Origin of the sequence: Companilactobacillus halodurans, assembly GCF_009600995.1 — a bacterium.
Taxonomy (GTDB): Bacteria; Bacillota; Bacilli; order Lactobacillales; family Lactobacillaceae; genus Companilactobacillus; species Companilactobacillus halodurans.
This window is the reverse complement of sequence record NZ_VDFO01000027.1, coordinates 26864-42851: the sequence shown is the minus strand read 5'-3', so window position 1 is coordinate 42851 and position 15988 is coordinate 26864. Positions and strand designations below refer to the sequence as shown.

The window sequence follows — 15988 nt, the reverse complement described above, 5'->3', positions numbered from 1 at the left end:
ACATCTAAAGGGCATGAATGGTGTCCTTTTTTGGTGTTCTTAAATGGTTATTACTAATAAATGGTATACAAAAATAAAGTTGATGGCAAAATACCTATCAACTTTATTTATCGTACAGCCAAAAAAGAATACCAAACCAAAAAGGACTTAACTTGGAGATTTTAAAATTCAAATTAAGTCCTTTTTTCATACGATTATTTCTTTATCAAAATTGGGACCAAAATCACAAAACTAATAAACAAGTAAAAAGCAGAAGGCAACAAAACACTAACCAAAGAAACATTAGTATCCTGTGGCATCCCCTTAGTTATCACAATCAAAAAATCCAATCCAAAATGGCAAAGCATCGGATACAATAGATTCCTAGTTCGCAAAAAAATACTAGCCAAAACAAATCCAGTGGCCGTCGTAGCTATAACTTGTGCAAAAGTCATAATAAAATTTTGTGAGTATAAATTAATAAAATGGTCTAAACCAAATAAAATACTAGAAAAAGCAATTGGCAATAAAATACGGAGATAATTATTTTTTGAATTTTGAAAAATCCTAAGCAATGAAATGAGTACAATGCCTCGCATAAGATATTCTTCAGTTGTACAAGCAATAAGCCCGATTATAAAAGCATCTAAAAAATTTTGAATATTTGTAAGGCCAAGTATAGCTAATATCAAAAAGATAAGGAAGACACATTTTCTCTCATTAATACTCAACTTAATGGAAAAGGGAATTCGCTTTTTAGTAAATTTATTATTTAAAAAAAATAATAAACCTAAAAATAAAACTTTATCGATAACTAAAGTAGGCAAACTGCTGGAAATATTAAAAAGATTCAAAATATTAATAAAAGTAATTTCAAAGGCTAGTTGTATCAGTAATACGTAAAGAAGATTTTTTACTAGGGCCCTAGTTTTCACTGAACATTCATCCTCAATGATTTTGTTTTATAATTTTTAATCTTTACTAGCAGGATTTTTATTAATAATATCCTCATATACATCTTTAAACAACTGTATACATTTTATCTCTCCACTTGAATTATTTTTAATCTTTTGGCCATATATCATATCATTATCGACGGTATAAAAACTATTTCTAGTATTAATGTAGGCTGAAAAATTTTTATCTTTATAAATTTTCTTTTCTTTTGCAGCTTCTCTTACAACGTCTTTAGACACTTTTGGAATAAAATGTGCTAACAAAATGGCAAGATTGCGAGTTTTATCAGGGATGCTTTTACCAGGTATTTCAAAATTAAAGGATACTTTTTCAAAAGGTTTTTGACTTGGGTATGTTACTATAGCTTTTTTTTCTCTTAAGATTTTTTCATAATTAATTTTTGACTTTATAACATTATTACTAAATGTATCTACATTATCGAATGAACCTATTTTGCTGGGTGAATCTGAATCCATTTGAGATCCTTTATGGTCTGGGATATCGTCTAAGTCGGATTCCTCATTGGAAATCAATTTTACTAATTTTTTTATATAACTTTCTATGAATTCATCACTACCCTCAAGTAAAAACGACTTTTCAGATAAATTTACTTCAATCTTACTCATTTTAAATAAACTTCTCCTTCATTTTTGGGTCCTTTCAAAACTTTGGTTAATGTTGCCATCATCTATATCAAAGTAAATTTGATTAGAATATTTTGGGAACGACTCCGAGCTTTTACACGAAACTATTTCAGGTATTGGAAATAGTTTCAAGTTGAGCCAGTATGTTCCAATGTTCACAAAACGTAGAAGACAACAATATGCTGCATTATCCTAATCTAAGGAAGAACCTTCTTCTTGATTGTATTTCTTTTCTTACTTAAGGACCATATTTTTTTCCATATGGCCCATGCTTTTTAACAATAGTTCCATATGGAAAACGAATAATTTATTTTTTAGATGTCGAAACGATTATTATAAAAGCAAGCCAGTTTTTTTGTTATCTTCATAGCTGTATAATGTAACTAAGTCTGTATCAATTAGGTGGAAAAATTTTGAAAAATAGGTTTGTCTTTCTACATTCGATTAATTTCAAAATCGGATTGTCATTTATTTTAATTCTTATTGTCACAATTGAAATCATTGGGGCTTATTTCGTACGTCAACTTGAGGATCAAAACATCTCTAGTTTTGAAAACTCAGTTGTTGTACCACCATATACACTCAATCAAATTTCTGAAAATTTAACTGATAACGATGAACACACGCGTGAAAATATTGGAAATACGATTCAAGATTATACGCGGGTAAGTACAGATATAACTGATGTACAAGTCGTTGATCGAAGTGGCATCATTGTTGGAGCTAAAGATTCAGATGGTTCTAATATAGTAGGAACGCAAACTCTTAAGGATAATATCAAGCAGAGTATCAAGACTGATAAAAGAATTACGCAGATTTATTATGAAAAAGATAGCGGAAGTTCCTATGAGTCGATTGTTCCAGTTAGTTCGCCTGATAACAGCACAGTTGTTGGGGCAATTTATGTCCGCGCCAGCATGGAATCAGTTTATACGGGCATCAATAATATTATTTTGATTTTCCTTACAGCATCCTTGGTAGCCGGTCTCTTGGGGGCTGTGATTGCAATTTTTATTTCACGAGCAATTACCAGACCGATTGATGAAATGAAGCAACAAGCTGTGAGAATGGCTGAGGGAGATTATTCTGGCCAAGTTCGTGTTTATTCACCCGATGAATTAGGACAATTGGCTATGGCCGTCAATGATTTATCGGTCAAAGTTGAAGAAGCGACGGAAAATTCGGAATCAGAACGACGAAGGCTAGACAGCGTTTTGACGCAAATGTCAGATGGGGTCATTGCGACGAATCGATTGGGTAATATCACCGTCATCAATGAAATGGCCCAAGAATTTTTGGAAAAAGACGAAGACGATGCAATTGGACAACCGCTAGTCGATGTCTTAGGCGTCCAAGATCAAACTAGTTTTGACGACCTTTTGGAAAATCCTGATCCAATGGTAATCGAAACGAATGATACCAATGATGATTACGACGAAGAATCTGATAATTCATTGATTCTAAACGCTGATTTCTCACTGATTCAACGTAACAGTGGTTTCATTAGTGGTATGGTCTGCGTCCTACACGATGTTACTGAACAACAAAAAATCGATAGTGAACGTCGTCAATTCGTTTCAAACGTTTCGCACGAATTGCGGACTCCTTTAACAAGTATCAGTAGTTATATTGATGCGTTGAATAATGGAGCTTGGAAAGATCAAAAGCTGGCACCACAATTCTTAGGTGTTACAGCTGAAGAAACTGACCGTATGATTCGTATGATCAAGGACCTTTTGAGTTTGTCACGAATGGATCAAGGTCGTTCTAAATTGGACAAGGAATTAGTTAACTTCAACGAATTCTTCTCCTATATTTTGGATCGATTTGATATGATGTTGAAAAAGGAAAAAGCTGATGCTAAAGAAGATAACAGTAAAATCGTTAAGAATTATCGTATCAAGCGAATCTTCACTAGCAAAGACTTGTGGGTCGAAATCGATACCGATAAGATGACGCAAGTTATGGATAACATCATCAATAATGCCATCAAGTATTCACCAGATGGCGGAGTTATCACTTGTCGGTTGTTGGAAACTAACAAGCACATTATTGTCAGCATTTCTGATGAAGGCTTGGGTATTCCTAGAAAGGATATCAAGAAAGTCTTTGAACGTTTCTATCGAGTTGATAAAGCACGTTCTAGAAAACAAGGCGGTACTGGCTTAGGTCTATCTATTTCTAAGGAAATCGTGGAGCAACATAAGGGTAGAATCTGGGTCAATAGTGCTGAAGGTAAGGGATCAACATTCTACATTTCCTTACCATTTGATCCTAACGAAACAGGAGGAGAATGGGATGAAGTTTAGTCGTTTAATCGTCCAACTACTATTGGTCGTAGCAGTCATTACCAGTGTTGTCCTATCCTTCTTCATTTGGACGAACACTGCTCGCTATCAACGAGGCCGGGATGTCGATGTGACATCTTCGACTGATTCAAATAAGAGCGAGATTCCTATGAACCAAGTTATCAGTCCAACTTCGGTAATTTGGCATGATAAAAATGATCAGCATTTGATTTATAACAGTAATGAAAATATTTCTTTAAGTATTCAAAAGGTAATGGAAGATTGGAAAATCAGTGAGCCTAAGTCTGTCTCTAAAAAAGACGGAGCTTATTATCAAAAGGTGATTCAAGCTAAAAATACGATTCAACTAGTTTATCCAACCGCTATTTCTATCAGTTCATTTGGATATTTATTGAATAATGATGGTTTAAAGAAGAGCAACAGTCATCAATTTAATCGGATTTTGATTAATTTGAAGAACAAAAAAATCAAGAATATTTACTTGGCTAATGATAATAATTATGCGGTTTATCAAGCTAAAGTTAAGAATTCTTCTTCCAATCCAATTTCTAAATTAGTTAAACAAGCTAATATCAATTTAAAGATTAGATTGAATATTATGAAGCATGGGATTTTTACTTTCTATTCCAATCCAATCAAGCTACAAAGCTATTCTTATGTGGTTACTGGAAAAAAGGATAGCGAGTATACTTCAGCCTTGTTTGATTCTAATACTGGTGGTTTGGTAACATCTGAGGATAACAACGTTTATACATATAATTATGGCGAATCGAAACGTTTAGTTTCTGATCATAATACTGAAGAATTGACTTTGGATGATTATACCGATACCTCGGTTCCTAAGTCACAATTAGCTTTCTTACAACGTGGTTATCAAAAAGTCGTCAACTTACAAAACCCAGTTTCTAACCTGCGTTTGTATCGAGCAGATTGGAAGAAAAAGAATCTTACGTTTAGAGAATATGTTGAAGGATTCCCAATCTTTAAGAAGAGTCAATTTGGTTCTGTTAGAATCAACTTTAGCCGTAAAGGCAGTACTGAAAAGTTCTTAAATAAAAACTTGGAAGTACCGGTCCCATCTAATCAAACAGCTACGAAGCTGAAGTCGACAACAGCTATTTTCAAAGGCCTTCAACGGGTTGGTTATTCACCAAATGATGTTCAAGACGTTGAGGTTGGATATCAATGGGAAGAAGAAACTGATAATGAGAAAGTCGTCGATTTGAAACCAACTTATTACATCAGAATCGGTAACCATTGGAAACCATACAATGAATGGACAAATGAATCTGCGGAGGAAGAATAAATGGATTTTAAAAGAATCGAAGTTATATTCTTGATAGTATTTTTCTCATTAGATGTCTTTTTATTCTTGTCTTTTCGCAATAGTCAACAATTAGTCAGCAGTTCTAGTACCAATACGTCGACCGTTTCAGAAATGAAAAAACGTAATATTAGTTTTGGCAGTCTGGATTCTAAGAATGGCTATGCTTATTATTTGGGTTCACAACCAGATGATTCTTTGGCTGAAAATTCTAATAAATTGACGGGTCAAAAAGTTGAATACGATGAAAGTGATCACAGTTTAACAAGTGGTTTGGAAGACCCAATTTCAATTACTTCAACTAATCGTGAAACCGTGATGAATAAATTCATTAAAAAAGAATCCAATGTTTTGTTTGGCAAGAGCTATAAATATGCCCCTCAATTGTCTACTAAGACGCGGATGGTTTACATCTATTCCGGAACTTTGGGCGATATTTATGACAAAACAGCACAGTTAACATTTACCATTAGCGACAATGAAGTGGTAGGTTATACACAGACGTATGTAAGATCACTGATAATTTTGCATGAAAGACAAGTTATCAAGAGTGAAAAAGAAGTCATTACGAGCCTTTATGCCAATTCCGAAATACCTAATAATTCAAAAATTTCCTATGCGAACTTAGCTTATACGAAATTACTCGTAGCTAAGGGAAGTACGATTTATATTCCGGTTTGGTTTGTCACAATTAAAAATAAAGACAGTAAAGTTAATACTACTAAGAAAGTTAATGCCTTTACTGGTAATATTATCAAGAGTTCAACAAATGGAGATAGTGATTATAGTGCCCAATGACGATAGTTTAAAAATTAGTGTTTTGGCCAGCAGCAGTTCTGGCAACGCTACTTATATTGAAACGCCTAAGCATCATGTACTAGTTGATGCTGGGTTATCTGGTAAGAAAATTAAAGAAGCAATGGAAAGCATCGGCAAAGACATCAATACCGTCGATTCTTTGTTCGTGACGCATGAACATACTGACCATATCAAAGGAGTTGGTGTTTTAGCTCGGAGATATGATTTGAATGTTTATGCCAATGAAAAAACTTGGCAAGCTATGATGCCAAAAATTGGTAAAGTTCCAGAAGACGAAATCAATATTTTCAATCACAACAAAGTTTTGAGTTTAGACGATCTTGATATTGAGAGTTTTGCGGTTTCTCATGATGCTGCTGATCCACAATTTTACAAGTTCTACCACAATGGCAAGCAATTTGTGATTTTAACGGATACTGGTTACGTGTCGGATCGAGTTCAAAAGACGATTGAAAATGCGGATGGGTATTTGATGGAATGCAATCATGACGTAGAAATGTTGCGTGATGGGATATACCCATGGCCTCTCAAACAAAGAATTCTCAGTGAAAAGGGGCACTTGTCCAATGAAGATGGCGCACACACTTTAATGGATGTCATCGGCAACAATACCAAGCAGATTTTCTTAGGACATTTGAGTCATGAGAACAATACTAAAACGGTGGCTCGCACAGAGGTTACTCAAGTCTTAGAGGATCACGATTTTGGCGTTGGCCATGATTTTAAAATCAATGATACTGACCCTGCGATTGCGGATCCTTTGATTGCTTTATAAATGTGAACAAATTAATCATAAGTCGTTCATAATTTTTTCATAATTCAACGGTATATTAGACTTAGTAAATATGGGGAAGTGAATGTTAGATGAATAATGACAATAATAATGATAAGTCCGAATCAAGAGTAGAAGAAAAGAAGCGCGGTTCGAATAACAACAATAATTCAAATAAGAATTCATTATGGAAAATTGGAATCGTCGCTTTCATTTCGGCAGCTTTAGGTGTCGTAATTGCTTTTGCAGGATTTACATATTTTGGCAATAACTCTTCTGATACAGCAAGCAGTGGTTCTGCTGGAACTACGCAAGTAGCTAATACAAAAGTGAATACCTCCAGTTCGATGTCAGGAGCTTATAAGAAGGTCAATGGAGCGGTTGTTTCCGTAATCAACCTTCAAAAACAAAAGGAACAGTCAAGTGGCGATGGCAGTTTATCGTCGATTTTTGGCGATTTGTTTGGTGATAGTGGTTCATCGGATAATTCACAATCACAAGACCAAACTGATGGCGATAGCAGTTCTGATTCTGATTCAAATTCAGGCTCTAGTTCAGATTCTTCTAGCTCATCAAGTAACAGCAATTTGCAAGAATACAGTGAAGGTTCAGGCGTTATTTACGCTAAACAAAATGGTAAAGGCTATATCGTAACTAATAACCACGTTGTTTCCGGTTCTGATTCTTTGGAAATCATTTTAGAGGATGGAACTAAAGTTAGTGCCAAATTAGTTGGTACTGATAGTACAACTGACTTAGCTGTTTTGGAAATTCCTGGCAGCAAGGTTCCTGCTACAGCATCATTTGGCAACTCTGATAATGTTTCACCTGGAGATCCAGTTATTGCTATTGGTTCGCCACTAGGTAGCGAATATGCCACAACAGTTACTCAAGGTATCATTTCAGCTACGAATAGAACCGTAACGACACAAGACCAAAATACAGGTCAAGCAACTGGTGAGGCAACCGTTCTTCAAACCGATGCCGCAATTAACCCTGGTAATTCTGGTGGTCCACTAGTTAATGCCGCTGGTCAAGTCATTGGTATCAATTCAATGAAATTAGCCTCGAGTACTGATGGCTCTTCAGTTGAAGGGATGGGCTTTGCTATTCCAAGTAGCGAAGTAGTCAAGATTATCAATCAGTTAGTTGAGAATGGTAAAGTTGAACGTCCATCGCTTGGTATTAGAGTCTTAGACCTTGATCAAATCACAGATGATTCGCAATCAAGCTTGAAACTACCAAGCAGCGTAACTAAGGGTGTTGTAGTTTACAGCACAACTTCAGGTTCAGTTGCTAAGGCCGCTGGCATGAAGAAATATGATGTTATCGTTAAGTTAGGCAACAAGAAGATTACTTCGGTAGCCGACTTGCACACAGCACTTTACTCGCATTCAGTTGGCGATACGGTCAATATTCAATATTATCGTAATGGTAAGCTGAATACCGCACAGGTACATTTAACAAAAGAAAGTTCTAACTAAACAAATAAATTAGGCGTGAAACCAGTTAATACTAGTTTCACGCCTTTTTTTGAACATTAATTTATGATTAAAAGATTTATTTCGACTTTTCAGAAAACTAATGAACAGAATTTATCCACATTTGTTCATAACCTGTGGATAAGTGGCCAAATAATTGACAAAACGCTGTATAAAAGTTTTCCACAGATTTACCCACAGCTGTTAATAAGTTTTTAATGTTAATCGAGAAATCATCTCTAAATCCTAATATATCAGTAATAATTACTGTTACACAAAATTGGACAAACGTTTTTTTTATTGTGCACAGTTGAAATGTCATGATAATTCGTAATTTTAAATAAATTTGGCAATTAAATAATAATTTCGTATCATATTGATTGAGGAGATTTTTACAAATGAATATAAAAGTTGTTACAGTAGGAAAATTAAAAGAGAAGTATTTTAAAGCCGGAATTGCCGAATATGCCAAGCGTTTGGGAGCCTTTTGCAAATTCCAAATCGTCGAATGCCCTGATGAAAAAGCCCCTGAAAGTTTGAGTGAAGCACAAGATGCTAAAGTTAAACAAATTGAGGGAGAACGAATATTAGGAAAAATCAAAGACAAGGAATATGTGATTTTACTAGATTTACGAGGCAAAGAATTAACATCGGAAGAGTTAGCTAAAAAAATCGATGACTTATCCACATATGGGACCTCAGACATTACCTTTGTTATTGGAGGATCATTAGGAGTAAGTCCAGAAGTGACGAAAAGAGCCGATTTCAGTATCTGTTTTGGAAAATTCACCTTACCGCATCAATTGATGAGATTAGTGCTGACAGAACAGATTTATCGGTCATTTATGATTATTAATCATAGGACATATCATAAATAGAGAGTGGAGGCCGGGCGCCCAGCTTCCGGAGCTTAAGACAATTTCACCCATTGCTCGCGAACTATGCGAGTGATGAGTGAAATAGCCTTAGGTGCAGGAAGTTGCCCAGCCGCAACTCGTTTCCGCTATAAAGCAAAGAAGCGTGGTTTTAAGTTTGAATTTGAAAAAGCATCGAATCAATAATGAACCGTTATAAAGCAAAGAAGCGCAGTTTTTAATCTGAATTTAAAAAAGTGTGGATTAATAATTAACCGTTATAAACCAAATAAACTTAGCTTTTTAACTAGATTTCAAAATCGTAACCCAATAATTATCACAACAATCGAAAAAACATCAAATTTTACAATAATATGTCAATAACCAGAAAAATATTTAAAAATTAGCAAATTAATATTCATATTATTGAAAATTTAAACCTTAAGTTTCTTTTATTTTTTTCCAAAATAAGCCCCAAAAACAAAGATTTGTTTAAAATTAAATTTGGATAATGAAAAATTATTTTTAAATTAGGGATGGCTTAAAATGAGAAAAAATAAAATTTTAGTAGCTTCTGCAGTTGCTATTATGATGGCTCCCGCAGCTCTAAATGCATTGCCAACACAAAATGTTGATGCTTCAGCTGTCGGAACAGTTACCAAAGTTACACCGGTTTATGCTTCAACTGGTAAAGCAAATGGGACAACATTGCCAGCAGGTAGTCAATGGAAATTAGGACAACAAATTACTTTAAATGGCGTTGCCCACTATATGGTTGGAACTAACGAGTATATTCCAGCTTCAATGGTTTCAAATGTGACTGGTTCAGCTAACTCGGAAGATGACAGTCAAACAGTTGGTCGTTATGTCGCAGATAATCCAGATGCAGGAAAGACTGTCGTAGCTGATCAAGCGTTGGATATCGTTGATAATTACGGTAATTCAACTGGAAAAGCTGTACCAAGCGGCAGTCAATGGGTAATCGGCCAAGTATTGCATGTTAACAAACAGGTCTATTACCAAGTCGCTACTAACGAGTGGATTTCAGCTCAAGGAGTAACTGTAGTCAATCCAACTACTGACAATACTTCAGGAACTGATAGCACAAGTACTGCAAGTAAAGATGCCAATTATGGTAAAACTGGAACTGTGAAAAATGTCGCCAAAGTCTTTGATGACAAAGGGGTCGATACTGGAGTTGTTTTGCCAACTAACAGCCAATGGATCCTTGGCAATCACATGGAGTTAAACGGCATTGAATACTATCAGGTTGCAACTAATGAATGGGTCACAGCACCAGATATTTCGATTGCTGGAACAACATCGACTAATGATAATACAAGTTCAGGCAATGGTAGTTATATCGTAGCTTCAAAAGTTGCTGGACAAGTTGGGACTTTGAACTCGAATGCTGCTGTCGTTGATGGATCAGGGATTGATACTGGAGCAACTTTGCAAAAGGGTACTTCATGGAAGTTAGGTGGAAACCTCTTGTCATATGACAATCAGGCATTTTACCAAGTAGCAACTAATCAATACGTTTCAGTAGCCTACATGGATGTTCAAACTCCAAGTACAACTACGACTACTAACACAAATACGAATACTAATTCGTCAGTTCCAACACCTGGAAATGGTTTAGTAGGAACAACGAATAAGACTTTGAGAACTTATAACACATCAAAAAATTCATATGATATGACCTTGCCAGCTCAATCAACTTGGAAGATTTCTAAGTTAGTCGTTAACAAGTACGGCTCATATTGGGGTGAAGTAGCCACTAACCAATGGGTTTGGATTACTGATGTTACTTTGAATAGTGGTCTTAATTTGAAAGATAATTCATATTACGAACCTGAATTTGCTACAAGTATTAACAAATAAAAAAAGAGTGAAAATTATTAATTTTCACTCTTTTTTTTATTTATCATACGAATTTGTTTAGGAGTTTTTTTATAGTAATCTTTAAATTTGCTATAAAAATAAGTTCTGTTAGAGATACCAACTCTTTCAATAATTGTTCCTATAGGAAGTTCAGTATTGGTTAATAATTCATAGGCATTTTGCATTCTTTGTTCATTGAGTATGTCAGAAAAAGTTCGACCAGTTTTTTCTTTTATTAAATTGCTAATATAATTTTTACTATAATTTAATTGATTAGCAATTTTTTCTAAAGAGGTATTTGAATAATCATTTTCAATGGCGAACAAGATTGGAACGATTATTTCCTTACTTCCTGTAACTTCTTTTTCAAGTTGAGCATTTACAGCTCTTGCAAGTTCGAAGAATATAATTGGCACATAATGATTGATTATTTGATTTGAAAATCTTTTAGGAAAAAAGTATTCCTCCATTGTTCGTTCGAGAATATGAGGTAAATCTTCTCCAGAATTTTTTATTAACATAAAATTTTTATGACTATTGTCTTTATCACCATTAACTGCATTTAAAACAAAATTTAATGACGGTGAAAATTTGTGGCTCATGTTTGTTAAAAAGCTAAAATTAAGATCAGACCTTTTAAAGAGAAAATTGACTAAAATGTCATTTTCATTTAAAGGGTCTATTTTATGTTTGCTACCAGTATCTAATAAAATAATATCGTGTTTATGCAATATTATTTCATGACCGTTTACTACTTCGCGACATTTTCCGGAATACATATAATTCATTTCCAAAAATTGATGTGAGTGTAAAGGATATGGTGCAAAGCGATGATGCTTGGAAATATAGATTGAATTATTTTTAAAAAATAATTCATTATTTAAACGGTAATCGCCATGTAAAATTCTTTTTTCTATCTGTGGGAAATCCATTACAAAAGCATGATTCTTAAACTGTCTTTCCTCAATTTTATCTTTGTTTCTTAGTAATTGATCTAAATTCATAATTTACTTCACCTGTATATTTGATACTTTTTATGATTATATCTGACATTGTTATGTTAACGCTATCATTGTTTAATAGACTTGTAAACGGTAACAACAACTTGATTTAAGAATTTTAAAAAATATTAGGAGGCATTTTATTATGAAGAAAGGTTGGTTAATGAAGTTTTCACTACTTTCAATTTCTTTAGTGTTGACTTCGGCAGGTGCTATTTCTGGTAACATCCCGGCAATGGCTAAGACATTTTCTAATGAGTCTTTATCATCTGTAGAAATGTTAACAACGATTCCTGCTTTGATGGTAGTTATCTTCGTTTTACTTAGTAGTTTTATTGCAAAATGGATAGGTCAAAAACAGACAGTTATTTTAGGTTTAGTTATTGCATTGATTTCTGGATTGGTTCCAGTATTCAGTAATGATTTTACAGTTATTTTAGTTTCAAGAGCCACTCTAGGTGTAGGATTTGGATTATTTAATTCGTTAGCCGTAAGTATGATTAGTGATTACTTTACTGGCGATGAAAGGGCACAGTTGATTGGATTTCAAAGTGCTTTTCAAGGATTAGGTACGGCAATTATGACTTATGTAGCTGGTCAATTATTAAAAGTTGATTGGCACGTGACATTTTGGATTTATGCAATCATTTTGCCAATTCTAGCTCTATTTATTCTCTTTGTTCCAAGTCCTAAGGCAGATGTTGATAAGAAAAGTGGAAATTCAACTAAGAGCGTTAAACAATCCACAAATTTGCAAGTAATTGGTTATGTACTACTTTTGTTTGTAGTTCTAATCATCTACATGGGTGTTCAAGTTAAATTAGCTTTGTTGTTTACTTCAAATGGTTATGGTACAGCTACTGATGCTGCCAATATTATTAGTATTATGTCAATTGGTAGTATGTTAGCAGGATTTGCCTTTGGTACTATTTTCAAAGTTATTAGACGCTATACTATTCCTGTTGCAATGGTTTTAATGGCTGTCTCGTTCTTTATCTTGTCAGTTTCAAGCAGCGTAGTTCTTTCAGGAGTTGGTGGTGTTCTAACAGGAATTTCATTCTCATTAATAGTTCCATACCTATTCAATCAAGTATCTGTTGTATCTCCTAAGGGTTCAGCAACATTATCAACTTCATTATTACTTGTTGGTTCTAACTTAGGTTCATCATTTTCTCCATATGGATTAGCAATATTAGGAAACTTATCAGGTACTAATTCAGTAAATGGTGTGTTTATGGCCGGCGGCATTGTACTTGCAATTATGGCTGTAATTGGTCTGGTATTTGTTACTAGTCGAAATAAAAATCGTAAAAACGTTGTAAAAGAAGGTTAACTATGGCATTTACATTTCAAATAAATAATGGTGTTAAATTCAATCATAATAAAGAATTGTTAAAAAAGGCTGAAGAAAGTACACCTAAATTAAAGCATGAAAAAATTAATCCTGTAAAAATAGTAGATATCGTTTCTGATAAGAAGGCTATGAATGGTTATAAAGCTGTAGATAGCGAAAAGGACATTAAAAAGCTATCTGAATATTCATTCAAGAAGGGTGAAAAAATTGTTTTAGATTTTGGTAATCATGAAGTGGGACACTTTAATATTGATTTAAATTCGGTTGGATCACCAATGGATGCCCCATTGTATTTACACCTGACATTTGCAGAAACACCAGCAGAAATAGGCGTTGATTCAAGTACCTACGACGGATGGTTAAGTAGTTCATGGATTTCTGAAGAGTACGTTCACTTAGATGTATTACCAACCAAATTAAATATGCCTCGTCGATATTCATTTAGGTACGTTGAATTAGAGGTTATGGATACTTCACCCAAGTGGCAAGTAAGCTTTAGCAATCCATCATTAATCACTGAAAGTGCGGTTTCGGTTAAAGATGTACCAGAAGTTAAAATTGATGATCCTATGTTGAAAAAGATTGATCAAATAAGTATTAAAACACTTCAAGATTGTATGCAAGAAGTATTTGAAGATGGCCCAAAACGTGATCACCGTCTATGGTTAGGTGATTTGAGATTGCAAGCACTAGCCAATTATGCGACATTTAATAATCAGGATTTGGTCAAAAGATGTTTGTACTTATTTGGAGGAATGACTACTGAAGAAGGTAAGATTTCCGCTAATGTATTTACTAAGCCTAATCCTGTACCAGATGATACTTTCATGTATGATTATAGTTTATTCTTTATTGCAGTTTTAAAAGATTATTTTGATAACTTTAAAGACCAAAGCGTTGTTAATGATTTATATCCAATAGCAAAAAAGGAAATTGATTTAGCTCTTAAAGAAGTTGGAAAAGATAACGTTCTAAAGATGAACGAGGATTGGCCTGTATTTGTTGATTAGTCTAATGATATTGATAAACAAGCATCAGGACAAGCAATTCTTATCTATGTATTGAAACAATTTGTATCGTTAGCAGAATTGGAAAAAGATGATGATGTTGATAAGTACAAGTTGGATATTGATAAATTAACAAAAGCCGCAATGGATAATTTCTTCGATAAAAATAAAGGGCTATTTGTTAGCGGACCTGATAAAGAAATTAATATTGCTAGTCAATCATGGATGGTAATTGCTCACGTCATGAACGATGATGAGAATTATGAATTGATGACTAAATCAGTTAAAACACTATTCCCTGTTACTGGAATTGCTACGCCATATATGTATCACCATATAGCTTTAGCTTTATTTGAATCTGGACATAAAGATGACGGGATAAAGTTAATTAAAAATTATTGGGGCAAAATGGTAGATCTAGGAGCAGATACTTTCTGGGAAGCATTTGAACCAGAGGATCCAAACTTCTCACCATATGGAAGCCCAGTAATTAATAGTTATTGTCACGCATGGAGTTGCACTCCTACATACTTAATCAGAAAGTACTTAGTTAATAAGTAGGTTTTAGGGTAATGATAAAAAAATATTTGGTTTTTGATATTGGTGGAACAGCTATAAAATTTGGATTAATTGATCACAGCGGTAAGTTAATAGAAAAAAATTCTGTAAAAACGCCACAAAATTATTATGATTTTGTAAATTTAGTTCAATCAATACTTGATAGATATAATAATAAAATAAGAGGTATAGCTTTTAGTGTCCCAGGACGTATTGACCACGATAAGGACATGATTTTTGGAGGTGGCAGTTTACCATTTCTAGACAAAAAGAGTTTTAATAATATGTTTGAAGTTAGTGTGCCAATTAGTGTAGAAAATGATGGTAAATCTGCAGCTCTTTCAGAATTATGGTTAGGTAACTTGAAGAATATTAATAATGGTGCGTCAATTGTTTTAGGTACTGGTGTAGGCAGTGGCATTATTATGAATCATCATTTAGTTTATGGTGCAAATTATCAAGCTGGAGAGATTAGTTTCATGTTAAATGATAATGCCAATATAACCTATAATAGCCTTGAAGGTAGCTTAGGATCTGCAGTAAAAATGGTCAACGAAATTGCAGAGAAATTGAATTTACCAGATAAGAATGATGGCATTAAAGTATTTAATGAAATCAATAATGATAATAAATTAGCTCTAAGGGTTTTTAAAAGATATTGTCATAACATTGCCTTATTGATTCATAATATTCAAAGTGTTTTAGATTTAGATAGATATACAATTGGTGGAGGAATTTCTGCTCAAAAGATTGTCACCGAGACGATTAACAGTGAGTTTGATAATATAAGAAACAGTCTTCCAATTATAAAGACAACTTTAAAAAGACCTGAAATTGTTGAAAGCAAGTTTAAAAATGATGCTAATTTATATGGTGCACTTTATTATTGGTTGTTAAAGGCTGATAACGTCAATCAACTCCAAAAAGATATTATTTGAAAATATTTAAAATGATAATGGTGATTATAAATTACCATTATTTTTTTGCCCTGTATTAATAATTGTTCGTTAAGTGGTTAAATCAATAATTGCATTTATGCCACCAT

The 15988-nt window shown here is 33.8% G+C and carries 12 protein-coding genes and 1 pseudogene; 10 read left to right on the top strand and 3 right to left on the bottom strand.

The window, feature by feature from the left end; all coding sequences use genetic code 11:
• Positions 1 to 194: 194 nt before the first annotated feature.
• Both FHL05_RS12600 and FHL05_RS08020 read right to left on the bottom strand, forming a co-directional pair.
• Positions 195 to 914 (bottom strand): CPBP family glutamic-type intramembrane protease, encoded by a 720-nt coding sequence (locus FHL05_RS12600; protein WP_153384956.1) that lies wholly within the window; start codon positions 912 to 914, stop codon positions 195 to 197.
• 36 nt (positions 915 to 950) lie between these two features.
• Positions 951 to 1562 carry a hypothetical protein gene (locus tag FHL05_RS08020; protein ID WP_153522428.1) on the bottom strand — a complete coding sequence of 204 codons (612 nt, stop codon included), beginning with the start codon at positions 1560 to 1562 and terminating at the stop codon, positions 951 to 953.
• 431 nt (positions 1563 to 1993) lie between these two features.
• Here FHL05_RS08020 and walK point away from each other — a divergent pair, with 431 nt between their 5' ends.
• The 7 genes from walK to FHL05_RS07985 all read left to right on the top strand — a co-directional run bounded on the left by walK (position 1994) and on the right by FHL05_RS07985 (position 11023).
• The gene (gene walK, locus FHL05_RS08015) at positions 1994 to 3889 is read left to right on the top strand and encodes a cell wall metabolism sensor histidine kinase WalK (RefSeq protein ID WP_153522426.1); all 1896 of its coding nucleotides are present in this window, start codon (positions 1994 to 1996) and stop codon (positions 3887 to 3889) included.
• Positions 3879 to 5195: a YycH family regulatory protein gene (locus FHL05_RS08010; protein WP_153384959.1), complete on the top strand. Its 1317-nt coding sequence runs from the start codon at positions 3879 to 3881 to the stop codon at positions 5193 to 5195. The genes walK and FHL05_RS08010 overlap by 11 nt, the downstream gene beginning before the upstream one ends.
• Positions 5196 to 6011, top strand: coding sequence for a two-component system regulatory protein YycI (locus tag FHL05_RS08005; protein ID WP_153522424.1), 816 nt, complete (start codon positions 5196 to 5198; stop codon positions 6009 to 6011). It abuts the gene before it with no gap.
• Positions 5992 to 6807 carry an MBL fold metallo-hydrolase gene (locus FHL05_RS08000; protein ID WP_337692524.1) on the top strand — a complete coding sequence of 272 codons (816 nt, stop codon included), beginning with the start codon at positions 5992 to 5994 and terminating at the stop codon, positions 6805 to 6807. Before FHL05_RS08005 ends, FHL05_RS08000 begins: the two co-directional genes overlap by 20 nt.
• A gap of 89 nt (positions 6808 to 6896) precedes the next feature.
• Entirely contained in the window at positions 6897 to 8288 is a 1392-nt protein-coding gene (locus FHL05_RS07995) for a S1C family serine protease (protein WP_153384962.1), read from the top strand.
• A 395-nt stretch (positions 8289 to 8683) separates the two neighbouring features.
• The gene (gene rlmH, locus FHL05_RS07990) at positions 8684 to 9163 is read left to right on the top strand and encodes a 23S rRNA (pseudouridine(1915)-N(3))-methyltransferase RlmH (RefSeq protein WP_153384963.1); all 480 of its coding nucleotides are present in this window, start codon (positions 8684 to 8686) and stop codon (positions 9161 to 9163) included.
• A gap of 522 nt (positions 9164 to 9685) precedes the next feature.
• Positions 9686 to 11023, top strand: coding sequence for an SLAP domain-containing protein (locus tag FHL05_RS07985; protein WP_153522422.1), 1338 nt, complete (start codon positions 9686 to 9688; stop codon positions 11021 to 11023).
• A gap of 17 nt (positions 11024 to 11040) precedes the next feature.
• On the opposite strand, the gene FHL05_RS07980 is transcribed toward FHL05_RS07985, so the two are convergent.
• Positions 11041 to 12027 (bottom strand): AraC family transcriptional regulator, encoded by a 987-nt coding sequence (locus FHL05_RS07980; protein ID WP_153384965.1) that lies wholly within the window; start codon positions 12025 to 12027, stop codon positions 11041 to 11043.
• Between the two features lie 142 nt (positions 12028 to 12169).
• On the opposite strand from FHL05_RS07980, the gene FHL05_RS07975 reads away from it, so the two are divergent.
• The 3 genes and pseudogenes from FHL05_RS07975 (at position 12170) to FHL05_RS07965 (ending at position 15881) form a co-directional block, all read left to right on the top strand.
• The gene (locus FHL05_RS07975) at positions 12170 to 13357 is read left to right on the top strand and encodes an MFS transporter (RefSeq protein WP_238706882.1); all 1188 of its coding nucleotides are present in this window, start codon (positions 12170 to 12172) and stop codon (positions 13355 to 13357) included.
• 2 nt (positions 13358 to 13359) lie between these two features.
• A pseudogene (locus FHL05_RS07970) lies at positions 13360 to 14946 on the top strand (alpha-L-rhamnosidase-related protein).
• Positions 14947 to 14957: 11 nt separating this feature from the next.
• Entirely contained in the window at positions 14958 to 15881 is a 924-nt protein-coding gene (locus tag FHL05_RS07965) for an ROK family protein (protein WP_153384966.1), read from the top strand.
• The last annotated feature ends 107 nt before the right edge of the window (positions 15882 to 15988 follow it).